24 protein-coding genes are annotated in these 23,905 nt (G+C 71.0%); 22 read left to right on the plus strand and 2 right to left on the minus strand.

All coding sequences use genetic code 11. The features are described 5' to 3' along the window. Window positions 1-11: 11 nt before the first annotated feature. The 19 genes from thrC (at window position 12) to nucS (ending at window position 17,997) form a co-directional block, all read left to right on the plus strand. On the plus strand, window positions 12-1,127 hold the full coding sequence (gene thrC, locus ACNYC2_RS03260) for a threonine synthase (RefSeq protein WP_419707764.1): 1,116 nt from the start codon (window positions 12-14) through the stop codon (window positions 1,125-1,127). Beyond that, window positions 1,127-2,143 carry a homoserine kinase gene (gene thrB, locus ACNYC2_RS03265; protein WP_419705667.1) on the plus strand — a complete coding sequence of 339 codons (1,017 nt, stop codon included), beginning with the start codon at window positions 1,127-1,129 and terminating at the stop codon, window positions 2,141-2,143. Before thrC ends, thrB begins: the two co-directional genes overlap by 1 nt. Before the next feature lie 299 nt (window positions 2,144-2,442). After that, window positions 2,443-4,377: a transcription termination factor Rho gene (rho, locus tag ACNYC2_RS03270; RefSeq protein ID WP_419705668.1), complete on the plus strand. Its 1,935-nt coding sequence runs from the start codon at window positions 2,443-2,445 to the stop codon at window positions 4,375-4,377. Between the two features lie 137 nt (window positions 4,378-4,514). Then, window positions 4,515-4,733: a 50S ribosomal protein L31 gene (rpmE, locus tag ACNYC2_RS03275; protein ID WP_253872673.1), complete on the plus strand. Its 219-nt coding sequence runs from the start codon at window positions 4,515-4,517 to the stop codon at window positions 4,731-4,733. A 181-nt stretch (window positions 4,734-4,914) separates the two neighbouring features. Beyond that, a complete protein-coding gene (gene prfA / locus ACNYC2_RS03280; protein ID WP_419705669.1) occupies window positions 4,915-6,006 on the plus strand; it encodes a peptide chain release factor 1 in 1,092 nt (363 codons plus the stop codon). Between the two features lie 96 nt (window positions 6,007-6,102). Further along, window positions 6,103-7,068 (plus strand): peptide chain release factor N(5)-glutamine methyltransferase, encoded by a 966-nt coding sequence (gene prmC / locus ACNYC2_RS03285; RefSeq protein ID WP_419705670.1) that lies wholly within the window; start codon window positions 6,103-6,105, stop codon window positions 7,066-7,068. Window positions 7,069-7,180: 112 nt separating this feature from the next. Further along, window positions 7,181-7,888, plus strand: coding sequence for an L-threonylcarbamoyladenylate synthase (locus ACNYC2_RS03290; RefSeq protein ID WP_419707765.1), 708 nt, complete (start codon window positions 7,181-7,183; stop codon window positions 7,886-7,888). Beyond that, a complete protein-coding gene (locus tag ACNYC2_RS03295; RefSeq protein WP_419705671.1) occupies window positions 7,885-9,162 on the plus strand; it encodes an MraY family glycosyltransferase in 1,278 nt (425 codons plus the stop codon). Before ACNYC2_RS03290 ends, ACNYC2_RS03295 begins: the two co-directional genes overlap by 4 nt. Next, window positions 9,159-9,611, plus strand: coding sequence for a hypothetical protein (locus tag ACNYC2_RS03300; protein WP_419705672.1), 453 nt, complete (start codon window positions 9,159-9,161; stop codon window positions 9,609-9,611). The genes ACNYC2_RS03295 and ACNYC2_RS03300 overlap by 4 nt, the downstream gene beginning before the upstream one ends. Before the next feature lie 136 nt (window positions 9,612-9,747). Continuing rightward, window positions 9,748-10,641, plus strand: coding sequence for a F0F1 ATP synthase subunit A (atpB, locus tag ACNYC2_RS03305; RefSeq protein WP_419705673.1), 894 nt, complete (start codon window positions 9,748-9,750; stop codon window positions 10,639-10,641). A 122-nt stretch (window positions 10,642-10,763) separates the two neighbouring features. After that, the gene (locus ACNYC2_RS03310) at window positions 10,764-10,994 is read left to right on the plus strand and encodes an ATP synthase F0 subunit C (protein WP_419705674.1); all 231 of its coding nucleotides are present in this window, start codon (window positions 10,764-10,766) and stop codon (window positions 10,992-10,994) included. Further along, a complete protein-coding gene (locus tag ACNYC2_RS03315; RefSeq protein WP_419705675.1) occupies window positions 10,994-11,572 on the plus strand; it encodes a F0F1 ATP synthase subunit B in 579 nt (192 codons plus the stop codon). The genes ACNYC2_RS03310 and ACNYC2_RS03315 overlap by 1 nt, the downstream gene beginning before the upstream one ends. Then, window positions 11,572-12,384 carry a F0F1 ATP synthase subunit delta gene (locus ACNYC2_RS03320; RefSeq protein ID WP_419705676.1) on the plus strand — a complete coding sequence of 271 codons (813 nt, stop codon included), beginning with the start codon at window positions 11,572-11,574 and terminating at the stop codon, window positions 12,382-12,384. Before ACNYC2_RS03315 ends, ACNYC2_RS03320 begins: the two co-directional genes overlap by 1 nt. Window positions 12,385-12,440: 56 nt before the next feature. Further along, the gene (atpA, locus tag ACNYC2_RS03325) at window positions 12,441-14,069 is read left to right on the plus strand and encodes a F0F1 ATP synthase subunit alpha (protein ID WP_419705677.1); all 1,629 of its coding nucleotides are present in this window, start codon (window positions 12,441-12,443) and stop codon (window positions 14,067-14,069) included. Window positions 14,070-14,072: 3 nt separating this feature from the next. Then, window positions 14,073-14,966, plus strand: a complete 894-nt coding sequence (locus ACNYC2_RS03330; RefSeq protein WP_419705678.1) for a F0F1 ATP synthase subunit gamma — start codon at window positions 14,073-14,075, stop codon at window positions 14,964-14,966. Window positions 14,967-15,024: 58 nt separating this feature from the next. Continuing rightward, on the plus strand, window positions 15,025-16,500 hold the full coding sequence (gene atpD / locus ACNYC2_RS03335) for a F0F1 ATP synthase subunit beta (protein WP_419705679.1): 1,476 nt from the start codon (window positions 15,025-15,027) through the stop codon (window positions 16,498-16,500). Window positions 16,501-16,603: 103 nt separating this feature from the next. Continuing rightward, a complete protein-coding gene (locus tag ACNYC2_RS03340) occupies window positions 16,604-16,864 on the plus strand; it encodes a F0F1 ATP synthase subunit epsilon (RefSeq protein ID WP_419705680.1) in 261 nt (86 codons plus the stop codon). A 12-nt stretch (window positions 16,865-16,876) separates the two neighbouring features. Further along, window positions 16,877-17,302 carry a DUF2550 domain-containing protein gene (locus ACNYC2_RS03345; RefSeq protein WP_377142176.1) on the plus strand — a complete coding sequence of 142 codons (426 nt, stop codon included), beginning with the start codon at window positions 16,877-16,879 and terminating at the stop codon, window positions 17,300-17,302. After that, entirely contained in the window at window positions 17,302-17,997 is a 696-nt protein-coding gene (nucS, locus tag ACNYC2_RS03350) for an endonuclease NucS (RefSeq protein ID WP_419705681.1), read from the plus strand. The genes ACNYC2_RS03345 and nucS overlap by 1 nt, the downstream gene beginning before the upstream one ends. A gap of 89 nt (window positions 17,998-18,086) precedes the next feature. Here nucS and ACNYC2_RS03355 read toward each other — a convergent pair whose 3' ends face one another. Further along, the gene (locus ACNYC2_RS03355; RefSeq protein ID WP_419705682.1) at window positions 18,087-20,114 is read right to left on the minus strand and encodes a beta-galactosidase; all 2,028 of its coding nucleotides are present in this window, start codon (window positions 20,112-20,114) and stop codon (window positions 18,087-18,089) included. 82 nt (window positions 20,115-20,196) lie between these two features. After that, window positions 20,197-21,123, minus strand: a complete 927-nt coding sequence (locus ACNYC2_RS03360; protein WP_419705683.1) for an aldo/keto reductase — start codon at window positions 21,121-21,123, stop codon at window positions 20,197-20,199. Between the two features lie 167 nt (window positions 21,124-21,290). Between ACNYC2_RS03360 and ACNYC2_RS03365 the strand changes: the two genes are divergently transcribed. From ACNYC2_RS03365 to ACNYC2_RS03375, 3 genes are all read left to right on the plus strand, one after another. Then, a complete protein-coding gene (locus tag ACNYC2_RS03365) occupies window positions 21,291-22,553 on the plus strand; it encodes an N-acetylglucosamine-6-phosphate deacetylase (protein ID WP_419705684.1) in 1,263 nt (420 codons plus the stop codon). Between the two features lie 46 nt (window positions 22,554-22,599). Beyond that, window positions 22,600-23,217, plus strand: coding sequence for a DUF402 domain-containing protein (locus ACNYC2_RS03370; protein WP_377142159.1), 618 nt, complete (start codon window positions 22,600-22,602; stop codon window positions 23,215-23,217). An 89-nt stretch (window positions 23,218-23,306) separates the two neighbouring features. After that, entirely contained in the window at window positions 23,307-23,897 is a 591-nt protein-coding gene (locus ACNYC2_RS03375; protein ID WP_419705685.1) for a GNAT family N-acetyltransferase, read from the plus strand. The last annotated feature ends 8 nt before the right edge of the window (window positions 23,898-23,905 follow it).

Consider the following 23,905-nt stretch of genomic DNA (forward strand, 5'->3'; position numbering starts at 1 on the left):
TGCCTCCTGTGCTGCCTGCTGAACCGAACCTCCCGTCCGCCGCTCCCGGCGCAGCCCCCACGTCGCGCCTCTGGCGCGGGGTGATCGCCGAGTACGCCGACCGCATGCCCGCCCACGTGCAGCAGAAGATCGTGACGCTGGGCGAGGGCGGCACGCCGCTGGTGCCCGCGCCCGCGCTGTCCGAGCGCACCGGCGCCGACGTGTACGTCAAGGTCGAGGGCATGAACCCGACCGGCTCGTTCAAGGACCGTGGCATGACCGCCGCGATCTCCGCTGCGGCCGGGCGCGGCGCCCGGGTCGTGGTGTGCGCGTCGACCGGCAACACGTCGGCGTCGGCCGCGGCGTACGCGACGCGCGCGGGCATGATCTGCGCGGTGCTCGTCCCGGACGGCAAGATCGCCATGGGCAAGCTGAGCCAGGCGGTCGCGCACGGCGCGCGCCTGCTGCAGGTCGACGGCAACTTCGACGACTGCCTCGTGGCGGCCCGCAAGCTCGCGGACACCCACCCGGTGGAGCTCGTGAACTCCGTGAACCCGGACCGCATCGAGGGGCAGAAGACCGCCGCGTTCGAGATCGTGGACGCGCTGGGCGACGCCCCCGACATCCACCTCCTGCCCGTCGGCAACGCGGGCAACATCACCGCGTACTGGAAGGGCTTCCGGGAGTACGCGGAGTCCGGGGCGGCGAGCCGGACGCCGGCGATGTGGGGCTTCCAGGCAGCGGGCGCCGCCCCGATCGTCAAGGGCCACCCGATCGACCAGCCGGACACCATCGCCACCGCCATCCGCATCGGCAACCCCGCCTCCTGGCAGCTCGCCGAGGAGGCCAGGGACACGTCCGGCGGCGTCATCGAGGCAGTGACCGACGAGCAGATCCTCGCGGCGCACCGCATCCTCTCCGCCGAGGTGGGCGTGTTCGTGGAGCCCGCGTCCGCGGCGGGCGTCGCGGGCCTCCTCGCACGGCACGAGCGTGGCCTGGTGCCCGCCGGTGCCCGCATCACGATCACCGTGACCGGCCACGGGCTCAAGGACCCGGGCTGGGCGCTGCGCACGCCCGACGGCGGCGAGGTGGAACCCGTGCGGGTCTCCGCCGACGTCGTGTCGATCGCCGACGCCCTCTCCCTCTGATGCAGCTCGGCGCCGACCACGTGCGGGTCCGGGTGCCCGCCACGAGTGCGAACCTCGGACCCGGGTTCGACTCCCTCGGTCTGGCCCTCGCCCTGTACGACGAGGTGGAGGTGCGCCTCGTCGCGAGCGACGAGGTGGTGGTGGACGTCCACGGCGAGGGTGCCGGGCAGGTGCCCCTCGGGGAGGAGCACCTGGTCGTCCGCGCGCTGCGGCGCACCATGGACCTCGCCGGTGCCGTACCCACCGGGATCCACATGACCTGCCACAACGTGATCCCGCACGGCAGAGGGCTCGGGTCGTCGTCCGCGGCGGTCGTGGCCGGGATAGTCGCCGCGCGGGCCCTGCTCGCCGAGCCGCGGGCCATCGACGCCGCCATGGTGCTGGCGCTGGCCACCGAGTTCGAGGGACACCCGGACAACGCGGCGCCCGCCATCCAGGGCGGTGCCACCGTCGCGTGGACCACCGACGACGGCCCACGCGCCGTCGGCCTCGACGTCGACCCGACGATCGAGGCCACCGTGCTGGTGCCGGACGTGCGGCTCGCGACGGCCCGGGCACGGGCCGCCCTGCCGGAGCACGTGTCGCACGGCGACGCGGCGTTCACCGCCGGCCGCGCCGCCCTCCTGGTCGAGGCCCTGGCCAGGCGTCCGGAGCTGCTGTTCGACGCCACCGAGGACCGCCTCCACCAGTCCTACCGCGCGGCGGTGCTCGGAGCGTCCAGCGAGCTGCTGCGCGCGCTGCGGGACGAGGGAGTGCCGGCCACCGTCTCGGGCGCCGGTCCGACCGTCCTGGTGCTGGCCGGGCCGGGCCATCGGGAGCGGCGCGACGCGGTCCTCGCGGACCTCGTCGACGAGACGGCCGGGTGGCGGCGGCTCACCCCGGGAATCGACATGACCGGTGCGCGCGCCCGGAGGATTTCAGGTAACACAGGTGCGCTATCGTCCGGGTCGTCAGGTGCAACGGGGAGTCAAGTCTTACCAGGATCACCAGCTATACGGGGTGGTAGTATGCAGTGAACCTTCGGGATCGCACGTCCTGAGCCATGGTGGCGAGAACTCGGATTCAACATCGGTTCTTCATCGCCTAAGCCGGCAGAGCTGCTTCACAGAGTCTCAGCCGGTCGGTCGTGCCCGTTGCAGGCCGTGATCAGCGGCCACCGCATCTCGCGAGAAGGCAGACAACGCCCCCGTCAGCCGTCGTCGTCGTACCACGGATGCGAGGTTTTCCGCGTTCCGGCCATTCAGCGCCGGGCGCCCACACATCCCGCGGCCCGCGATCACGCGACAAGCCGCAGTTCGAGGGGGAAGGGTCCTTCGTGACAGACACCACCGAAAACGCTCAGTCAGCCGCCGGCCGCGCGGCCGGGTCCGGAGCACTGAGCAGCATGCGCCTCGCCGAGCTCCAGGCACTCGCCGGAGACCTGGGCGTGAAGGGCACTTCCAGGATGCGCAAGAGCGACCTCGTGGACACCATCCGCGAGAAGACGGGCGGCGCGACGAAGCGTCCGGCCCGTGCCGCCTCCGCTACCGAGAAGCCCACCACCAACGACAAGCCTGCTCGCGCCGAGGCGCCGGTCGCCGCCGCCGGGGTCGCCACCTCGGGTGTGCGCGCCGACGCGAACGCGGAGGCTGACAAGGCCGCACGGCTGGCCGAGCTGGCCGACGCCGTCGCCGCCCCGCGCGAGAGCAGCGGACGCCGTGCCAGCCGTGGGCAGAGCGCCCCGGACGGGGCCGCCGAGAAGTCCGGCGAGGGCCGTAACGCCCAGGCCGGTCGGCAGAGCGCCCGCGGCGGCGACCGCGCCGGTGCGACCGACCGTGCGAGCGAGCGGGGCGCCGACCGCGGCAACGCACGCGCCGCCGCGGGCGCTGCCGGCACGGCTGCCGGTGCCGCCGAGCGCAACAACGAGCGTGCCGGCGCCAACGAGCTCGACGAGGACCGCAACTCGCGTCGCCGTCGGGGCCGCGACCGGGGCCGGGACCGCAAGCGTGGTCGCGGCCGTACGGGCCCGGACGTCGCGGGGCTCGAGAACGTCCCCGAGGTGCGCGAGGACGACGTGCTGCTGCCCGTCGCCGGCATCCTGGACATCCTCGACAACTACGCGTTCGTGCGGACCTCCGGGTACCTGCCCGGCAACAACGACGTCTACGTCTCGCTGAACCAGGTCAAGAAGGCCGGCCTGCGTCGCGGCGACGCCGTGGTGGGCGCCGTGCGCCAGCCGCGCGAGGGCGACGAGCTGCCGACGCAGCAGCCGACCGGGCGCAACGCCAAGGTCAACAAGGTCAACGCCCTGGTGCGCCTCGACTCCGTGAACGGCATGACGCCGGAGGAGGCGCGCGAGCGTCCCGAGTTCACCAAGCTGACGCCGCTGTACCCGCAGGAGCGCCTGCGCCTGGAGAACCCCGAGGCGACCAAGCTCACGCCGCGCGTGATCGACATCGTCGCCCCGATCGGCAAGGGCCAGCGTGGCCTCATCGTCGCGCCGCCCAAGGCCGGCAAGACGCTGATGATGCAGCAGATCGCCAACGCGATCTCGCTCAACAACCCTGAGGTCCACCTCATGGTCGTGCTGGTCGACGAGCGTCCGGAAGAGGTCACCGACTTCGAGCGCTCGGTCAAGGGCGAGGTCATCTCCTCGACGTTCGACCGGCACGCCTCCGACCACACGCTGGTCGCCGAGCTCGCCATCGAGCGGGCCAAGCGTCTCGTGGAGCTGGGCCAGGACGTCGTGGTGCTGCTCGACGGCATCACCCGCCTGTCGCGCGCCTACAACCTGGCCGCTCCTGCGTCGGGCCGGATCCTCTCCGGTGGTGTGGACGCCGCGGCGCTCTACCCGCCCAAGAAGTTCTTCGGCGCCGCCCGCAACATCGAGGACGGCGGCTCGCTGACCATCCTCGCGACGGCTCTCGTCGAGACCGGGTCGAAGATGGACGAGGTGATCTTCGAGGAGTTCAAGGGCACCGGCAACATGGAGCTGCGGCTCTCGCGGTCCCTGGCCGAGAAGCGCATCTTCCCGGCGATCGACGTCAACGGTTCGAGCACCCGGCGCGAGGAGATCCTCATGTCGAAGGACGAGCTCGCGATCGTCTACAAGCTGCGCCGCGTCATGGGTGCGCTCGACCAGACGCAGGCCGCCGAGCTCCTGCTCGGACAGCTCCGGAAGACCAAGACCAACGTCGAGTTCCTGTTGCACGTGCAGAAGACGACGCCGGGTGGTCTCACGGAGGACGACAACGTGGGCGAGACCGTCTAGTAGTCGGGTCCGACCTACGTCACACCGCTCTTCCTCGCCCGCACGGGCGAGGAAGTGGCAGAATGACTTGCTGGCTCGCTGGTTCACGTCACTGCTGTTCTGCAGGGCGACCCAGCGGCATCTCACCAAGGAGCAACATGAGGGCTGGAATCCACCCCGAGTACGTCGTCACCGAGGTCACCTGCACCTGCGGTAACACCTTCACGACGCGCAGCACCGAGACGTCCGGCAAGATCAGCGCCGACGTCTGCAGCGCCTGCCACCCGTTCTACACGGGCAAGCAGAAGATCATGGACACCGGTGGCCGCGTGGCCCGGTTCCAGGCGCGCTACGGCAAGAAGGACGCCGACAAGTAGCGACTTCGCAGCGCCGGTGGTCCGGCCCGACAACCTCTCCAGGGGCAGTCGGGCACCGGACCACCGGCGCTGTCGTTTCCCCAAGAACTGTTTCGCCCGCCGTTGAGTGCGTGATATCCGCCCTCTCGGCGCGTGCGAGAGGGCAGATATCCCGCACTCAGCGGTGAACCTAGGAGAGATCGTGACCGAGTCAGCGTTCGCCGGTGTCGGGCCCTTGATCAGCGAGCATGCCGAGATCGAGGCGGCGCTTGCCGACCCCGCCGTGCACGCCGACGCGGGGCGCGCGCGGACCCTTGGCCGGCGGTACGCCGAGCTCAACCAGGTGGTCGGCGCGTACCGCGCGTGGGAGCAGGCGCACGACGACGCCGAGGCCGCCGCCGAGCTGGCCACGGAGGACGCTGCGTTCGCCGAGGAGCTGCCGACCCTCCGCGAGGCCGAGGCGGTCGCCGAGGAGAAGCTGCGCCGCGTGCTGGTGCCCCGCGACCCCGACGACGGCCGCGACGTCATCCTCGAGATCAAGGCAGGCGAGGGCGGTGAGGAGTCCGCGCTGTTCGCGAGCGACCTCCTGCGCATGTACCTGCGGTACGCGGAGCAGCAGGGCTGGTCGACACAGCTGCTGGAGGCCACGGCGTCCGACCTGGGCGGCTACAAGGACGTGCAGGTCGCCATCAAGGCGAAGAACGTGCAGGGCCCGGAGGACGGCGTCTGGCACAGCCTGAAGTACGAGGGCGGCGTGCACCGCGTGCAGCGCGTGCCGGTCACCGAGTCGCAGGGCCGGATCCACACGTCGGCGGCCGGTGTGCTCGTGTTCCCCGAGGTCGACGACCCGGGCGAGCTCGAGATCGACCAGAACGACCTGCGGATCGACGTCTACCGCTCGTCCGGTCCCGGCGGGCAGTCCGTCAACACCACGGACTCCGCGGTCCGCATCACGCACATCCCCACGGGCATCGTCGTCTCGATGCAGAACGAGAAGTCGCAGCTGCAGAACCGTGAGCAGGCCATGCGCGTGCTCCGTGCCCGGCTGCTCGCCGCGCAGGCGGAGGCCGCGGCGGCGGAGTCCGCGGAGCTGCGCCGTTCGCAGGTCCGCACGGTGGACCGTTCCGAGCGGATCCGGACGTACAACTACCCGGAGAACCGGATAGTGGACCACCGCACCGGGTACAAGGCGTACAACCTCGACCAGGTGCTCGACGGCGACCTCGGTGCCGTGGTGCGGTCGGCGATCGAGGCCGACGAGGCGGCGCGACTCGCGGTGGCCTCCGGTGTGTGAGGTCCCGGCCGGGGCAGTATTGCTTGCTGGATCACGTGGTGTGTTGCCCGCCGGGACGGCGGGGCGGCAGGCTTGGGGTGCAGGGGGAGGAGTGCTGTGAGTACACAGCTGTTGAAGTGGGCCTACGAGGAGCTGGCGGACGCCGGGGTCGCGTCGCCCCAGGCCGACGCCGAGGTGCTGCTGGCGCATGCGCTCGGCGTGGACCGGAGCGAGCTGCGCCGCCTGGTGGTGCTGGGCCGTGAGGTGCCCGACGACGCGGCAGGCGTCTTCGCCGGGCTCGTCTCCCGGCGCGCCGCCCGCGAGCCCCTGCAGCACCTGACCGGGGTCGCCGCGTTCCGGCACCTCGAGCTCGCGGTGGGCCCCGGCGTGTTCGTGCCGCGACCCGAGACCGAGGAGGTGGCGCAGGTCGCCATCGACGAGGCGGCCAAGGTCGTCGGTGAGCGGGGGAGCGCCGTCGTCGTCGACCTGTGCACCGGCACCGGGGCGATCGCGCTCGCGGTGGCCACCGAGGTGCCCGGCACGCGCGTGCACGCGGTCGAGCTGGACAAGGACGCGCACGCCTGGGCGGAGCGCAACGTCGACGCCCTGAGCGCCGAGGTCGCGAGCGCGAGGGCGGGCACGGAGGCGGACATCGAGCCCGGCGCGCCGCCGGAGCGGATAGTGCGCCTCGTCAAGGGCGACGCCCGCACCGCGCTCTACGGCATCGACGGGCTGGCCGACGTCGTCGTCTCGAACCCGCCGTACGTGCCGTCGGACGCCGTGCCCGTGGACCCCGAGGTCGCCGAGCACGATCCCGCCGTCGCGCTGTACGGGCTGGGGCCGGACGGGCTGGAGGTGCCGCGGGGCATCACGGACGCCGCGGCACGGCTGCTTCGACCGGGCGGGCTGTACGTCATGGAGCATGCGGAGGTCCAGGCGGAGGCGGCGCGCGACATGGTCGCCGCGGCCCGCGACGCCGACGGCCGGCCGGTGTTCGGCGAGCCAGAGACCCGCAAGGACCTGACGGGGCGGCACCGCATGGTGGTCGCGCGCCGCCTGGGACCAGAGCGCAGCGCAGGGTGAGGGCCGAGCTTGCGAGGCACTCGCCCGGAGCGGAGCGCCGGTCCCGGGCGATGAAGGTACCGCCTGGGGCATCAGGGAGCCCCCGGATCGTGAAAGACTGTTCCGCGTGAGTGTGCCTGTGCAGCCCGTGCTCGACGCCACCGACCCGCAGACCTGGGGCCCGGCGATCGACGAGGCGGTGAATGCGATCTCCCGTGGGGGCCTCGTGGTCCTCCCCACCGACACCGTGTACGGCATTGCTGCCGACGCGTTCGACGAGGCAGCCGTCGCCGCGCTCCTCGCGGCCAAGGGCCGCGGCCGGCAGATGCCGCCGCCGGTCCTGGTGGGTGAGGTGGCGACCCTCGACGGCCTGGCCATCGACGTGCCCGACGACGCCCGCAAGCTCGTCGAGGCGTTCTGGCCCGGCGGTTTCACGATCATCCTGCGCGCACAGCCGTCGCTGCAGTGGGACCTCGGCGACACGGGCGGCACGGTCGCCCTGCGGATGCCGGACCACCCCGCGGCTCTCGCGCTGCTCAAGCGCACCGGCCCGCTCGCCGTCTCCAGCGCGAACAAGTCGGGCAGCCCGGCCGCGCAGGACGTCGCGGACGCCGAGCGTCAGCTCGGCGGCTCGGTGGCGGTCTACCTCGACGGGGGCGAGGCGCCGGGTGGCGTCGCCTCCACCATCGTGGACGCGACCGGCCCGGTGCTGCGCGTCGTCCGCGAGGGTGCCGTGTCGCTCGAGGCGCTGCGTGGGGTCGCCGACGTCGAAGGAGCACAGGTGTCGCCCGAGGACGACCCGATCGATCCCCCGGCCGGTGCCGCGGAGGACGACGAGTGAGGGTGTACCTGCTCCTGATGCTCGTGGCCGCCGCGGTCACGTTCCTGACCACGCCCTTCGCCCGCTGGGTGGCCATGCGGACCTCGGCGATCTCCGCCGTGCGGGCGCGTGACGTGCACTCCGTGCCGACGCCGCGCCTCGGCGGGCTCGCCATGCTGATCGGCATCGTCGTGCCGATGCTGCTTGCCTCGCAGATGCCGTTCCTCTCCGGAGTGTTCGACGATCCCCAGGTCTGGGGCATCGTCGGCGGCGCCGCCATCGTGTGCGCGCTCGGCTGGGCCGACGACAAGTGGGACCTCGACTGGGTCACCAAGCTCGCGGGCCAGGTCCTGGCCGCCGGCTTCATGGCGCTGCAGGGCGTCCAGCTCATCACCATGCCGATCGCGGGCGTGACCATCACGTCGTCGCGCATGTCGCTCCTGGTGACCGTGCTGATCATCGTCATCGCGATGAACGCGGTGAACTTCGTGGACGGCCTCGACGGGCTGGCCGCGGGCATAGTCGCCATCGGCGGCACCGCGTTCTTCCTCTACACGTACGGGCTCACCCAGCAGGTCTCGGCCGACGACTACGCGACGCTGCCCTCGGTCATCCTCGCCGTGATGGTGGGCGTGTGCATCGGCTTCCTGCCGCACAACTTCCACCCGGCGCACATCTTCATGGGTGACGCCGGGTCGATGCTGATCGGCCTGGTGATGGCGGGCGCGGCGATCAGCGTCACCGGCAACATCCCGCCGGGCGTCATGACCGGCGCCCAGGCGCTGCCCGCCTTCATCCCGCTGCTGCTGCCGGTGGCGGTGCTCATGCTGCCGCTGCTCGACATGGGGCTGGCGGTCATCCGGCGGCTCGCCGCGGGCAAGTCGCCGATGGCACCCGACCGGATGCACCTGCACCACCGGATGCTGGCCCTCGGCCACTCCCACCGCCGCGCCGTGGTGATCCTGTACGTGTGGACCGCCGTGTTCGCGTTCAGCGCCGCGGCGCTCGTGCGGTGGGACTGGGAGATCGTGCTGCTCTGGACCGGTGTGTTCGTGGTGCTCGCGCTGCTGGCCACGCTCGGCCCGCTGCGCCACCGCGGCCGCTTCCTGGACGACGACGTCGCCGCGCTCTCCGGCCAGACGCCGAAGGTTCCCGCGGCCGTCGGGGCGGCTGCGTCCGCCGGCGTCGGGCTCGAGGCCAAGGTGCCGGTCCAGGTCGTCGTCCCACAGACCGTCGCTTCCCAGGGCACCGCTCACCACAGTGTCGTGTCCAAGACCAAGGAGACCATCGAATGACCGAGCAGGTACCTGACGCACCCAGCGCCCCCCGGGGCGCTGCCGAGCGGGCGGTGCTGCGCACGGCCCTGCGCGACTGCCTGATCCTCGTGGCAGGGCTCGCGGTCCTTGGCTCGCTGGTCGGCCTCCTGGTCGCAGGACAGCCGGGGCTGTGGGGCGCCCTGATCGGCGCCGCGCTCGCCGCGTTCTTCTGCGCGACGACCGTGTGGTCGATGCTCTACACGGTCGGCAAGGGCGCGACCGCCATGGGCGCGGTGGTGATGGGCAGCTGGATCGCCAAGATGGTGGTCCTCGTCGCGGTCCTCGCCGTGCTGACCCGGTTCGACTTCTACGACCGCGTGGTCCTGTTCGTGGTGCTTCTGCTCGGGGCAGTGGGGTCGGCACTGCTCGACTATCGCGCGGTCAAGAACGGTCGGGTCCCGTACGTCGAGCCCGAAGCAGGGGCCTGACGCGCCGTCCAGCGCGGACGGCGAGCCGCACGCGGTTGCGCAATAAGTCACAAGGGGCCGTGCCATGCGGTTATCCGGCCGATTCCGGGTGGGACATAGGTTAGGCTTACGACTGAATCCATGACGGCCAGGCCCGATGGCGCGCCCGTTCCGCCCCTTTGCGGTGACGCGCGCTGGGCCTAATGACCACCTGGGAGTCCTCCTGTCCACGTATGCGACGTCCGTAATCCTCGCCGCCACTGAAGGCCACGAGGGTGAGGGCGGCTTCCACACGCCGTCGATCTCCGACTTCTTCCCGTCGGCAATCCTCTTCGAAGGCACCATCTTCCAGATAGATCGCCTCTGGATCATCCGGATCATCGCCACCATCGTGCTGCTGTCGGTCTTCGTGATCGCCGCGCGCCGGGCGAAGGTCGTGCCGGGTCGGTTCCAGGCAGGCGTCGAGTACATCCTGGGCTTCGTCCGGGTGCAGATCGGCGAGGAGATCCTGGGCAAGGAGAACGCCAAGCGTTTCCTGCCCATGCTCACCACCATCTTCGTCACCATCCTGGCCTTCAACCTCACGGGTGTGATCCCGGGGCTGAACCTTGCCGCTACCTCGCGTATCGGCGTGCCGCTGCTCCTGGCGCTCTGGGTGTTCGTCACCTACTGGGCCGTCGGCATCCGCAAGCACGGCCTGGGTGGGTACCTCAAGGCGAACCTGTTCCCGCCCGGCGTGCCGTGGCCGATCTACTTCATCCTGACGCCGATCGAGCTGCTGCAGATCCTGATCATCCGCCCGGGCTCGCTCATGGTGCGACTGGTGGCCAACATGGTCGCCGGCCACATCATGCTGGTGCTCTGCTTCGCCGCCACGCAGTTCTTCCTCGTGGACTCGGCCGGCTCCGGTCTGATGGTCTTCGGGGTCCTGACGCTCCCGGCGGGCATCTTCATGACCCTCTTCGAACTTCTGGTCGCATTCCTGCAGGCGTACATCTTCGCGCTGCTGGCCGCGGTCTACATCAACATGTCCCTGGAGGAGGAGCACTGATTGCTCCTCCGGGCGACGCTGCACAGCTACCCCTGTAACAACTGCGACGGGCGCAGTAACGCCTTCGCACACCACGCGACGCCGCACCGACCGGTCCGGCGCCCAACGGAAGGAAGACGCAAGTGGACGCCAACATTCTCGCTGAGGTCAACGGCAACCTGAACGCGATCGGCTACGGCCTCGCTGCCACGGGCCCCGGTATCGGCCTCGGTATCCTCATCGGCAAGACGATCGAGGGCATGGCCCGCCAGCCCGAGGTTGCCGGCCAGCTCCGCGCCACCATGTTCCTGGGTGTCGCGTTCGTCGAGGTGCTCGCGCTCCTCGGTCTCGTCGCGGGCTTCCTCTTCCAGTGATGGCGGCGCACTCAAGCGCCGCCGTGGTAGCGGCGCAGACGGAGGGGCCGCAGGGCATCGAGCTGTTCCTGCCCGCCGGTTACGACCTGTTCTGGTCGGCAGTGGTCCTCGTGATCATCGCCGTAGCGTTCTACAAGATGATCCTGCCGCAGATGAACAGGGTGCTCGACGAGCGCTCGGCCCTCATCGAGGGTGGCATCGAAAAGGCTGAGGCAGCCCAGAAGCAGGCCGACGAGGCCCTGGCACAGCAGCAGCTGCTGCTCGCCGAGGCCCGCGCCGACGCCGCGCAGGTCCGTGAGGAGGCGCGTGCCGAGGGCACCGCCATCATCAAGGAGCTCAAGGCCAAGGCGAGCGAGGAGGCGGAGCGCATCGCCGAGACCGCCCGTCGCCAGATCGAGGCCGACCGACAGGCCGCGTCCGTGTCCCTGCGCAGCGAGGTCGGCGCGCTCGCGACCGACCTGGCGTCGAAGATCGTGGGCGAGTCCCTCGAGGACTCGGCCCGTCAGTCGCGCGTGGTCGACCGCTTCCTCGACGAGCTCGAGGCAAGCCAGGCCGTGGCAAGCAACAAGGAGGCGTGATGCGGGGATCGAGCGGGGCATCGCTGACGGCGGCGCAGGAGCGCTTCGAGCCGGTGCTGCGTGCCGCGGGTGCGGACGCACTGACGCTCGGTGAGCAGCTGCTCACCATGGTGTCTGCGCTGGACGACTCCGCCGCGCTGCGCCGCTCGCTCGCCGACCCCTCCCGTGAGGGCGAGGCCAAGGCCGGCCTGGTGGCCGGCCTGCTGAGCGGTTTCGACGAGCGCGTGGTCGACCTGGTGTCCGGACTCGTCCGGTCACGCTGGGCGAGCGACGCGGACCTGGCCGACGCCATCGAGCGTCTCGGTGTGGACGCCGTGCTGGCTTCCGCCGAGGCGCGCGGGGCGCTCGAGACGGTGGAGGACGAGCTGTTCCGGCTCACCCGGTCGCTCGGCGGCCAGCGTGAGGCCAAGCAGGTCCTCTCGGACGCCACCACCGCCCCCGAGCGCCGGGTGGCGCTCGTGGACGCGCTGGTCGGCGGCAAGGTCGACACCGTGACCCAGAGCCTGGCCAGGCGCGCGACGTCGTCGCTGCGTGGCCGTCGCTTCGTGCAGACGCTCGGTTGGTTCGGCGAGGTCGCGGCGGAGCGTCGCAAGCGCCTCGTCGCCTCCGTGACCAGCGCGACGGTGCTCACCCGCGAGCAGGAGCAGCGCCTCGGCGCGCTGCTCGAGCGCTCGTACGGGCGGCCCGTGCAGCTGAACGTCACCGTGGACCCGGCAATCGTCGGGGGCATGCGCATCCAGGTCGGCGCGGACGTCGTCGACTCCACTGTCCTGTCGCGCCTTGCTGACGCCTCGCGTCGTCTGGCCGGCTGAATACGTGAACAAGAACCTTCCGCCGCGGCTTTCGCGGCCACGACAGGAGATAAGCAATGGCTGAGCTGACGATCCGGCCGGACGAGGTCCGGGCCGCGCTGGACAGCTTCGTGAAGTCCTACGAGCCCCAGGAAGCGGTCGCCGAAGAGGTGGGCCGCGTCTCGTACGCAGCGGACGGCATCGCCCGCGTCGAGGGCCTCCCTGGCGTGATGGCGAACGAGCTGCTGCGCTTCGAGGACGGCACGCTCGGACTCGCGCAGAACCTGGATGTCCGCGAGATCGGTGTGGTCGTCCTCGGCGAGTTCACCGGCATCGAGGAGGGCCAGGAGGTCCGCCGTACCGGTGAGGTGCTCTCGGTCCCCGTGGGCGAGGGCTACCTCGGCCGCGTGGTCGACCCGCTGGGTACCCCCATCGACGGCCTCGGTGCCATCGAGACGGACGGCGTCCGTGCCCTCGAGCTGCAGGCGCCCGGCGTCATGCAGCGCAAGTCGGTGCACGAGCCGCTGCAGACCGGCATCAAGGCGATCGACTCGATGATCCCGATCGGCCGTGGTCAGCGTCAGCTGATCATCGGCGACCGCCAGACGGGCAAGACGGCGATCGCGGTCGACACGATCATCAACCAGAAGGCGAACTGGGAGAGCGGCGACCCGAAGCAGCAGGTCCGCTGCATCTACGTCGCCATCGGCCAGAAGGGCTCGACCATCGCCGCCGTGCGTGGCGCCCTCGAGGAGGCCGGCGCCCTGGAGTACACGACGATCGTCGCGGCTCCGGCGTCCGACCCGGCAGGCTTCAAGTACCTCGCGCCGTACACCGGCTCGGCCATCGGCCAGCACTGGATGTACCAGGGCAAGCACGTCCTGATCATCTTCGACGACCTGTCGAAGCAGGCCGAGGCCTACCGTGCCGTGTCGCTGCTGCTGCGCCGTCCGCCGGGCCGCGAGGCCTACCCGGGTGACGTCTTCTACCTGCACTCCCGTCTGCTCGAGCGTTGTGCGAAGCTCTCGGACGAGCTGGGCGCGGGCTCGATGACCGGTCTGCCGATCATCGAGACCAAGGCGAACGACGTCTCGGCGTACATCCCGACGAACGTCATCTCCATCACGGACGGCCAGATCTTCTTGCAGTCCGACCTGTTCAACGCCGACCAGCGTCCCGCAGTGGACGTCGGTATCTCGGTCTCCCGAGTCGGTGGTGACGCGCAGATCAAGGCCATGAAGAAGGTCTCCGGCACGCTGAAGCTGGAGCTGGCGCAGTTCCGCTCGCTCGAGGCGTTCGCGATGTTCGCGTCCGACCTCGACGCGGCCTCGCGTGCCCAGCTGCAGCGCGGCGCCGTCCTGACGGAGCTGCTCAAGCAGCCCCAGTACTCGCCGTACGCGGTCGAGGACCAGGTCGCCTCCGTGTGGGCCGGTACCAAGGGCAAGCTCGACGACGTCGCGGTCGAGGACGTCAAGCGGTTCGAGTCCGAGCTGCTGGACCACCTGCGCCGTAAGACCGACGTCCTGGAGACGATCCTCAAGTCCGGCAAGCTGGAGTCCGACACGGAGGAGGCGCTCAGCGCCGCCGTGGACGACTTCCGGGCGGGCTTCCAGAAGAGCGACGGCACGCCGCTCGTCGGTGGCAGCACCGAGGACGGCCCCGTCGACGTCGAGCAGGCGCAGATCGTCGTCAAGAAGAAGGCCTGACCCGTGGCCGGTGGAGCTCAGCGCGTCTACAAGGCGCGGATCAAGTCGACGCAGTCGCTGAAGAAGATCTTCCGCGCGCGTGAGCTGATCGCCGCGTCCCGCATCGGCAAGGCTCGCGCGGCGGCAGCGGCGGCGGCACCGTACGCACAGGCGATCACCCGTGCGGTGTCGGCTGTCGCGTCGCACACGGACGTGGACCACCCGCTCACGCAGGAGGAAGGCGGCAACCGCGCAGCGGTGCTCGTCGTCTCCTCCGACGCGGGCATGGCCGGCTCCTACCCGATGGCGATCGTCCGCGAGGCCGAGAAGCTCATCGGGCAGCTGACGGCCGAGGGCAAGGAGGTCGTGCTGTACGTGGCCGGCCGCCGTGCGATCGCGTACTACACGTTCCGCGGGCGGGAGATCGCCAAGAGCTGGTCGTACGGTTCGGAGAAGCCGACGCCCGAGGCGGCGCAGGACATCGCCGAGACCCTGCTCGAGGTGTTCCTCGCGGAGGAGCCCGACGGCGGCGTCAGCGAGCTGCACGTGGTCTCCACGCTGTTCGTCAACATGGTGTCGCAGCGGGCCCGCGTGGTCCGCATGCTGCCGCTCGAGGTGGTCGAGGGCGTGTCCGAGGCCGACGAGCACGAGGCCCTGCCGCTCTACGACTTCGAGCCCTCGCCCGAGGCCGTGCTGGACGAGCTGCTCCCGCGCTACATCGAGCAGCGCATCTACGCGATGCTGCTCGACGCCGCCGCGTCCGAGCTCGCTGCCCGTCAGCGGGCCATGCACACGGCGACGGACAACGCCGAGGACCTGATCCGCACGTACACCCGACTGGCCAACCAGGCACGTCAGGCGGACATCACCCAGGAGATCAGCGAGATCGTCTCCGGGGCCGACGCCCTGGCGTCCTGAACAGACCCGAAAAGACTCCCCGCCGGAGGACCCTCCGGCCCACCGAAGCGAGGCAAGTATGACCGCCACCACCGTGGAATCCACGGCTCTGGAAACGAGCGGCCCCGGCACCGGCCGGGTCGCTCGGGTGATCGGACCCGTCGTGGACATCGAGTTCCCCGATGACGCGATCCCTGAGATCTACAACGCGCTGACCGTCGAGATCGACCTGTCCGGCAAGGGCGAGAACAAGTCCGTGCTGACGCTCGAGGTCGAGCAGCACCTGGGTGACTCCCTGGTGCGCGCCATCGCCCTGAAGCCGACCGACGGCCTCGTCCGCGGCGCCGTGGTGACCGACACGGGCGAGCCCATCAGCGTGCCCGTCGGTGACATCACCAAGGGCCGCGTCTTCAACGTGACCGGCGACGTCCTGAACCTCGCCGAGGGCGAGAAGTTCGAGGTCACCGAGCGCTGGCCGATCCACCGCAAGGCTCCGGCCTTCGACCAGCTCGAGTCGAAGACGACGATGTTCGAGACGGGCATCAAGTCCATCGACCTGCTCACCCCGTACGTCCAGGGTGGCAAGATCGGTCTCTTCGGTGGTGCGGGCGTCGGCAAGACGGTCCTCATCCAGGAGATGATCCAGCGTGTCGCCCAGGACCACGGTGGTGTGTCGGTGTTCGCCGGTGTCGGCGAGCGCACCCGTGAGGGCAACGACCTGATCGCCGAGATGGACGAGGCGGGCGTCTTCGACAAGACCGCCCTCGTCTTCGGCCAGATGGACGAGCCGCCGGGCACGCGTCTGCGCGTGGCCCTGTCGGCCCTGACGATGGCGGAGTACTTCCGTGACGTGCAGCAGCAGGACGTGCTGCTCTTCATCGACAACATCTTCCGCTTCACGCAGGCCGGTTCCGAGGTCTCCACGCTGCTCGGCCGTATGCCGTCCGCCGTGGGCTACCAGCCGAACCTGGCCGACGAGATGGGCCTCCTCCAGGAGCGCATCACCTCGACGCGTGGTCACTCCATCACGTCGCTGCAGGCCATCTACGTGCCGGCTGACGACTACACGGACCCGGCCCCGGCCACGACGTTCGCCCACCTGGACGCCACGACCGAGCTCTCCCGAGAGATCGCGTCGAAGGGTCTGTACCCGGCGATCGACCCGCTGGCCTCGACGTCCCGCATCCTCGACCCGCGTTACGTGGGCCAGGAGCACTACGACGTCGCGACGCGCGTGAAGTCGATCCTGCAGCGCAACAAGGAGCTGCAGGACATCATCGCCATCCTCGGTGTGGACGAGCTCTCGGAAGAGGACAAGACGGTCGTCGGGCGTGCCCGTCGTATCGAGCAGTTCCTCTCCCAGAACACGTACATGGCCGAGAAGTTCACCGGTGTGGTGGGCTCGACGGTGCCTCTGTCGGAGACCATCGAGGCATTCAAGAAGATCGCTGACGGCGAGTTCGACCACATCGCCGAGCAGGCCTTCTACAACATCGGTGGCCTCGAGATGCTCGAGGAGAACTGGGCACGGATCCAGAAGGAGTACGGGGCCTGAGGCTTCGTCCATCCTCCGTGCGTGATGCCGTCCCGCCGGGCATGCCAGAATCAGGCAGTCCGGCAGGGACGGCATCGCGCCCGCTACATCGGAAGGAGCTCTCGTGGCAGAGCTGAGCGTGGACCTCGTGTCCAGGGACCGCAAGGTCTGGAGCGGTGCGGCGACGCAGGTCAGCGCGCCGGCCGCGGACGGGCAGATCGGCATCCTGGCGAACCACACGCCGCTGCTGGCTGTGCTTCGCCCGGGCACCATCAAGGTGGACACCGCTTCGGGGACGGCCGTTGAGGCGCAGGTCACCGGTGGTTTCGTGTCCGTGGACAACAACCTCGTCACCCTCGTGGTCGACGAGATCTCCCTGGTCTGAGGGAGAGCGCGAGTGCCCGGCGTCATATGGATCGCGATAGCGGTGCTCGGCGCGCTCGCGCTGGTGCTCGCACTCGGGATCTCCCGGCTGCGGACGCTTTCTCGCAGGGTAGGTTCGTTCAACTGCAATGCCCGGCCGACCGGGAACCCTGAGGGTTCCTGGACGCCGGGCATCGCGCAGTACGCGGTGGGCCGGATCGAGTGGTGGCGGTGCTGGTCGCTGGCGCCCCGTCCGGCCCGCACGTGGTACCGGGAGCGGCTCACCGTGACCGGTCGCACCCCGCTCGACCCGGACGAGCGTGGTCAGGGTGACCACTACCTCGTCCAGTGCCGGTACGACGGGCTCGACTTCGAGCTCGACCTCGCTGCCGGCGACTACTTCGGCCTCGCCTCCTGGCTCGAGGCCGCCCCTCCCGGACGACAGGATCTGGTTCTCTGATGCGGCTGGTCGTCGCCGACTGCTCCGCCCTCTACACGGGCCGCCTGACCGCGATGCTCCCGCCGGCTACCCGGCTGCTCGTCGTCAAGGCCGACGGAAGCGTCCTCATCCACTCCGACGGCGGCTCGTACAAGCCGCTGAACTGGATGAGCCCTCCGTGCACGCTCGCCGTGCGCGAGCCCTCCGAGGAGGCCGCCGCACGCGGCGTCACCGAGGTGTGGACCGTCCAGCACGCCAAGTCGGACGACCGGCTCGAGGTCGAGCTGTTCACCGTGCACCACGACTCCGCGCACGACCTGGGCATCGACCCGGGTCTGGTGAAGGACGGCGTGGAGGCGCACCTCCAGGAGCTGCTCGCCGAGCAGATCGCCCTGCTGGGCGCCGGGCACACCCTGGTCCGCCGCGAGTACCCGACGGCCATCGGCCCGGTCGACATCCTCGCGCGCGACGCCGCCGGCGCGTCGGTCGCGGTGGAGATCAAGCGCCGCGGCGACATCGACGGCGTCGAGCAGCTCACGCGGTACCTGGACCTGCTGAACCGCGACCCGATGCTGGCCCCGGTGCGCGGCGTGTACGCCGCCCAGGAGATCAAGCCGCAGGCCCGCGTCCTGGCCCACGACAGAGGCATCACGACTCTGCTCCTGGACTACGACACCATGCGCGGCGCGGACGACCCGACCACCCGCCTCTTCTGACGACCGCGAAGTAGAGCGTGTGTCGCGGACACACGCTCTACTTCGGCTTCTCAGGGCACGTGAGGTAGAGCGTGTGTCGGACAGGCGCTCTACTTCGCGGTCACGGACCACTTGGCGTCGGGCGTCTCCCGGATCACCGCGTACCCGCCGGCGGGCACCACGATCCCGGTATCGGTCGGCGCGTCGGTGACGAGGTCGTGCCCCTGCCCCGCGATCCGGACCGGCCGGTCGCCGTGGTGCAGCAGGAAGAGGTACGTGCCCGCCGCGCCGCGCCGTCGGATCGCCTCGAGCCCCGTACCCACCGCCTCGGGAACGACCGGGCCGACGCCGTGCTCCGTGAGCCGTGCGGCGACGAAGGCGTCCCACGACTCCTGGACCATCCGCGCGGAGACATACGTGGCGCTGCCGTCACCGACGGGATGGCGGGTCACGGCGGGCAGGCCAGCGAGCGGGCCCTGCGTGTAGGTGGCGAGGACCTCCGCCCGGGGCGGGTCCATCCGCTCGGTCCACTGGTCGACGGTCGAGCCGTCGCTGAGCTCCTGGGTCTCCGCCGGGTCGAGCGGGTGGTGCTCGGTGACCCGGATGCCCAGGAGGTCCCGCAGCCTGCCCGGGTAGCCACCGGGGGCCACTCGCTGGTGCTCGTCCGCGATCCCGGTGAACCGCCCCACCACGAGGTGTCCGCCCGCCTCGACGTACCGGGTGAGCCACTCGACGGTGCCGGAGTCCATCGCCATGAGGGTCGGGACGAACAGCACCCGGTAGCGGGCGGCGTCGGTGCCGGGCCGCACGAAGTCGACGGCGGCCCCGGCCCGCCACAGGGCGCGGTGCGTCGCCCGGACCTCCGCCGTGTAGTCGAGGTCGTCGTTCGGCAGGTGCGGCGTCTGGAGCGACCACCGGCCGTTCGCGTCCCACAGGATCGCGACGTCGGCCTCGATGACCGGTCCGTCCTGCGGTGGCTCCGCGATCTCCTGGAGGCGGCCGAGCAGCGACCCGAGCTCGACGACGCCCTCGAACGTCCGGCTCTCCGGGCCGACGTGCGGCACCATCGCGCTGTGCCACGTCTCGGAGCCGCCGGCCGAAGCGCGCCACTGGAAGAACAGCGCACCCTGGGAACCCCGCGCGACGTAGCCGAGAGAGTTGCGCAGCATCCGGCCGGGGTCCTTGAAGGCCTGCCGGGCGCCGTCCCGGATGCCGGAGGCGCTCTGCTCCATGAGCAGCCAGGGACCGCCGCCCCACGAACGGGTGAGATCGGCGCCGTACGCGACGTGGGCCTCCCCGTCCGGGCCGGTCGTGTCGAGATAGTGGTCGACGGAGGCGACATCAAGCTGTTCGCTCCAGTCCCACTGGTTGAGGTGGTCCCAGGTGGGCTGCATGAAGTTCGTGGTGACCGGAGCCGTCGAGCCGGCCGCGCGGATCTCGTCGCGCTGCTCGACGCAGGCCGCGAGCATCTCGTCGGAGCAGAACCGCTTGAAGTCCACCGCGTGGGCGGGGTTGGCCAGGTACTGCGTCGTGCGCGGCGGCAGGATCTCGTCCCAGTCGTCGTACCGCTGGGACCAGAACGCCGTGTACCAGGCATCGTTGAGCGCATCGAGCGATACGTACCGCTTCCGGAGCCAGCGGCGGAAGGCCGCCGCCGAGTGCGGGCCGTGGTCGACCGTCCCGTACTCGTTGTGCACGTGCCAGCCCCGCAGGCGCGGGTGCGCGCCGTACCGCTCGCCGAGGAAGCGTGCGACGCGCCCCGCGGCCTGGCGGTAGGCGGGGGCGCTGATCGCGTACGTGTCGCGCGAGCCGTGGGACACGTAGGTCCCGTCGGCCCGGACGGGCAGCGCGTCCGGGTGCGCCCTGGTGAACCACGGCGGTGGGGACGCGGTCGGGGTCGCGAGGAAGAACCCGATCTCGTTCTCGTCGAGGAGCGCGACGACGTCGTCCAGCCAGCCCGGCTCGAACTGCCCTTCCCGGGGCTCGATCGCAGCCCACGAGAACACCCCGATCGTCACGGTGTTCACGCCTGCTCGGCGCATGAGCGCCATGTCCTCGGCCCAGACCTCGCGCGGCCACTGCTCGGGGTTGTAGTCGCCGCCGAAGAGCAGGCGGTCGGGTACGAAGGGAACCGTCATTGGTCGTCCTCGGGTCGGTGGAGCGTCGGATCGGTAGGTAGCAGGTCAGCAGGGCAGGCAGCAGGGAGATCAGCGGGGCCGGTCAGCGGCCGAGCTCCCCGGCCCAGTGGGCCGGGTCGGGCAGCGCGGCGTCGAGCTCGGGCCAGACGTCGTCCGGCACCTCCGCGTCTGCCCACGCGGTGACCTGGGCGAGCTGGGCGGCGCTCGTCACGCCGACTATCGTCCCCGCGACACGCGGGTCGCGGTCGCCGGTCCGGAGCGCGAGCGCGCCCACGGGGACGCCCGCCGCACGCGCGATGTCGCGGATCCTCAGGATCGCGTCGCGCTGCGCGTCGTCGACGTCGCGGTAGTGGTAGTGCCGCACGGGACCGTCGTCGTCGGCGAGAGCGCCGCCGCCGAACGGGGCGGCGTTGAGGACGCCCACGCCGCGTTCGGCGCAGTCGTCCAGCAGCGTCTCCGCCGACCGGTCCAGGAGCGTGAGGCGGTTGTGCGTCACGACCGCCTCGAACTCGCCGGTGCGCACGTACTGCCGCAGCAGCCCGACCGGCCCGCCGGCCACCCCGAGGTGCTCGATCACGCCCGCCTCGCGCAGCTCCAGCAGGGCGCGGACCGGACCGTCGGGCGCCACGGCGTCGGCGAACAGCATGCGCTCCGGGTCGTGGAAGTGCACCAGCGGCAGCCGGTCGAGGCCCAGGCGTTCGCGGGACTCGGCGACGGACGCGCGCACGCGGTCGCCCGAGAAGTCGCCGGACCCCGGCAGCGGGTCCACCTTGGTGAACACCTGGACCGGGCCGACGAGCCCGTCGAGAGCCGACCCGATGTACGCCTCGGCGTCGCCGTACTCGTTGCTCGTGTCCCACGTGCGCCATCCGGCGGACGCCGCGGCGCGCAGCAGTGCGGTCGCCCCGGCGGCGTCGAGCCGGCGCCCGATACCGGACGTCCCGAGCACCACCGAGGGCACGAGCAGCCCGGTCCGGCCGAGCGCCTGGTGGGGAAGCGTGGCGGTCATCGTTCAGCAGGCCCGGACATGCGAGGCAGCGACCAGCACGGCTTGCGCATCATTCACATCTTCCTTGACGTGCGGTGAGCGTCCACGCGGTTGGCGAAGCGCTTCGATGATCAGGTGGCATCATTGCCACGCGAAATGCGGCCTGTCAACCCTGGCAGGATGTCCGCATGACTGATTCCGGTGCACTGGTGGTGCGCGGTCGCCTGGTCCAGCCCTCCTCGGTGGTGGACGACGGCGTCGTCGTCGCCTCCGGCGGCCGCGTCACGTTCGCGGGCTCGGTGTCCGACGCCCTGGCGACCGGGTACGGCCCCGCCGTCGAGACCGTGCTGCCCGCCCCCGGGACGTATCTGCTGCCCGGTCTCGTGGACCTGCACAACCACGGCGGGGGCGGCGTCTCGTTCCCGGACGTGACCACCGCCGAGGAGGCGCTGGCGGGTGTGCTGGAGCACCGTCGCCACGGCACCACCACCCTGCTCGCGTCGCTCGTGACGGCCCGGCCGGAGGTGCTGCTGGAGCGCGCTTCGGTGCTGGCCGAGCTCGCCGTCGCGGGCGAGATCGAGGGCCTGCACGCGGAGGGGCCGTTCCTCTCGTACCACCGCAGGGGCGCGCACAACCCGGCTGACCTGCAAGAAGGCAGCGTCGACCTGGTCAGGGACCTGGTCGGGGCCGCCCGCGGGTACCTGCGCACGATGACCGTCGCACCCGAGGTGCCGGGCGTGACCGGCCCCGGCGGCGTCGCGGAGGCGCTCGTCGAGGCGGGCGTGCTGCCCTCGCTCGGCCACACCGACGGCAGCACCGAGCAGGCCGAGGCGCTGATCGCGCAGGTGACCGCAGCGCTGGCCGCCGCGGGCAGCCGGCTCGGACCCATGACCGCGACGCACCTGTTCAACGGGATGCGGCCGCTGCACCATCGCCGGCCGGGCCCCATCGCGGCCTGCCTGGCCGCTGCCGCCCGCGGCGACATGGTCGTCGAGCTCATCGGCGACGGCGTCCACCTCGACCCGGCCACGGTCCGCTCGGTGTACTACATGGTGGGACCGGACCAGGTGGTGCTGGTCACCGACGCGATGGCGGCGGCAGGCGTCGCCGACGGCCGCTACGAGCTGGGCCCCATGTCCGTGGAGGTGCTCGACGGCGTCGCGCGGGTCGTCCCGGAGGAGGGGAGCCCGGAGGCCGGGGAAGAGGGGCCGATCGCCGGCGGCACCGCGCACCTGATCGACGTCGTGCGGCTCGCCGTGGCCGGTGGTGTCCCCCTGGTCGACGCCGTGCGCTCCGCGACGGCCGTGCCCGCTCGCGTCCTGGGGCTGACCGGTGAGGTCGGCAGCCTGGAACCCGGCGCCCGCGCCGACGTCCTCATCACGGACGCGGACCTGCGCCCCCTCCGGGTCCTGCGCCAGGGCGTCGACGTGGCGCGACCGTCACGGAGTTGACGCCGATGTCGCCGGGCCGTAACCGACCGCTGTTAACGTGCCGGGCATGACGCCAGTCTTCCAACCCGGCCAGACAGTGGTGCGCCGCGAGATCATGCGGGGCGAACCGTGGATCGCGATACCGCAGGTGTGCGTCCAGGACGACGGCGACCTGCTCGTCACCTACACCCCCGGCGGCACCCCGATGGTGTATCCCGAGACCGGCGCGTTCCCGGTGGGGGAGCACCCGTGGAAGCTCGCGGGCAGCACGAGCTGGCGCGGCCACGGGCGGCTCGAGCTGCACTGGACAGGGGTCGAGCACTCCCTCTTCCTGTTCTGGGACGGACCCCAGCGCGCCTTCCAGGGCTGGTACTTCAACCTCGAGGACGCGCCCCGGCGCACCCCGATCGGCTTCGACACGCTCGACCACGAGCTCGACGTCTGGTGGGCCGCCGACGCCGAGACCTACGAGTTCAAGGACGTCCTCGAGTTCGAGGAGACCGGGCCCGCGCGCTATCCCGGCCGGATGGAGCAGATCCGCGCCGAGGGCGACCGGATCGCAGGCCTGCTCGACGCCGGTGAGCTCTGGTGGGACAAGGCCTGGGCCGACTGGACGCCCGACCCGTCGTGGCAGCCCCGCACCATGCCCGCCGGCTGGGCGACGGTGCCGTTCGAGGCGCGCTGAACCGCGACTCGCCGGAGCCTGGGTCCGATCCGAAGTTCACCGGGGTAAATACCGGTGGCACGGTTGTTGCCGCGCGCTACCGTCGGACCGTGCCCTCCTCGCTGCCTGTCCCCAGACCTGCCGTACCCGGCCCCGCCGCCCCCGAGTGGCCACTGGTCACCGACCGTCTCCGGCTCCGCCCGGTAGCCCCCGCCGACGCCGAGGCGTTCCTCAGCTGGCGCTCGCGTGCCGAGGTGGTGCGGTTCATGTACCAGCCGCCGTGGGACCTGCCCACGGCTCAGGCGAAGCTCAGCACCTGGTCGACGGCGCCGTTCGAGGAGGTCGGCGACGTGCTGGTGCTGGCGATCGAGGCCGACGGCGACGTCGTCGGCGAGGCGATGCTCAAGTGGGCGGCCGGCGCGCGGCAGGCCGAGCTCGGCTACGCCCTGCACCCCGACGCCAGCGGGCGGGGTCTCGCGACCGAGGCCGCCCGCGCCATCCTGGGGCTGGCCTTCACCACGTACGGCTTCCACCGGGTGTACGCGCGGATCGACGAGGAGAACGCCGCGTCCGTCCGCGTGGCCGAGCGGCTCGGCATGCGCCTCGAGGCCCACCTCCTGGAGAACGACCTGCGCGACGGAGTCTGGTCCAACGAGGTGGTCTACGCGCTCCTCGACCGGGAGCACGCGGCGCTCGCGTAGGCCATCGA

Origin of the sequence: Promicromonospora sp. NFX87 (genome assembly GCF_048564965.1) — a bacterium.
In the GTDB taxonomy this organism is placed as follows: domain Bacteria; phylum Actinomycetota; class Actinomycetes; order Actinomycetales; family Cellulomonadaceae; genus Promicromonospora.

Bases quoted from the DNA above. Each gene is read 5' to 3' on its own strand.
- thrB (WP_419705667.1), top strand. From the start codon at position 1,127: ATGCAGCTCGGCGCCGACCACGTGCGGGTCCGGGTGCCCGCCACGAGT.
- rpmE (WP_253872673.1), top strand. From the start codon at position 4,515: ATGAGGGCTGGAATCCACCCCGAGTACGTCGTCACCGAGGTCACCTGC.
- ACNYC2_RS03300 (WP_419705672.1), top strand. From the start codon at position 9,159: ATGACCGAGCAGGTACCTGACGCACCCAGCGCCCCCCGGGGCGCTGCC.
- atpB (WP_419705673.1), top strand. From the start codon at position 9,748: ATGGCGCGCCCGTTCCGCCCCTTTGCGGTGACGCGCGCTGGGCCTAAT.
- ACNYC2_RS03315 (WP_419705675.1), top strand. From the start codon at position 10,994: ATGGCGGCGCACTCAAGCGCCGCCGTGGTAGCGGCGCAGACGGAGGGG.
- ACNYC2_RS03320 (WP_419705676.1), top strand. From the start codon at position 11,572: ATGCGGGGATCGAGCGGGGCATCGCTGACGGCGGCGCAGGAGCGCTTC.
- atpA (WP_419705677.1), top strand. From the start codon at position 12,441: ATGGCTGAGCTGACGATCCGGCCGGACGAGGTCCGGGCCGCGCTGGAC.
- atpD (WP_419705679.1), top strand. From the start codon at position 15,025: ATGACCGCCACCACCGTGGAATCCACGGCTCTGGAAACGAGCGGCCCC.
- nucS (WP_419705681.1), top strand. From the start codon at position 17,302: ATGCGGCTGGTCGTCGCCGACTGCTCCGCCCTCTACACGGGCCGCCTG.
- ACNYC2_RS03355 (WP_419705682.1), bottom strand. From the start codon at position 20,114: ATGACGGTTCCCTTCGTACCCGACCGCCTGCTCTTCGGCGGCGACTAC.
- ACNYC2_RS03360 (WP_419705683.1), bottom strand. From the start codon at position 21,123: ATGACCGCCACGCTTCCCCACCAGGCGCTCGGCCGGACCGGGCTGCTC.
- ACNYC2_RS03365 (WP_419705684.1), top strand. From the start codon at position 21,291: ATGACTGATTCCGGTGCACTGGTGGTGCGCGGTCGCCTGGTCCAGCCC.
- ACNYC2_RS03370 (WP_377142159.1), top strand. From the start codon at position 22,600: ATGACGCCAGTCTTCCAACCCGGCCAGACAGTGGTGCGCCGCGAGATC.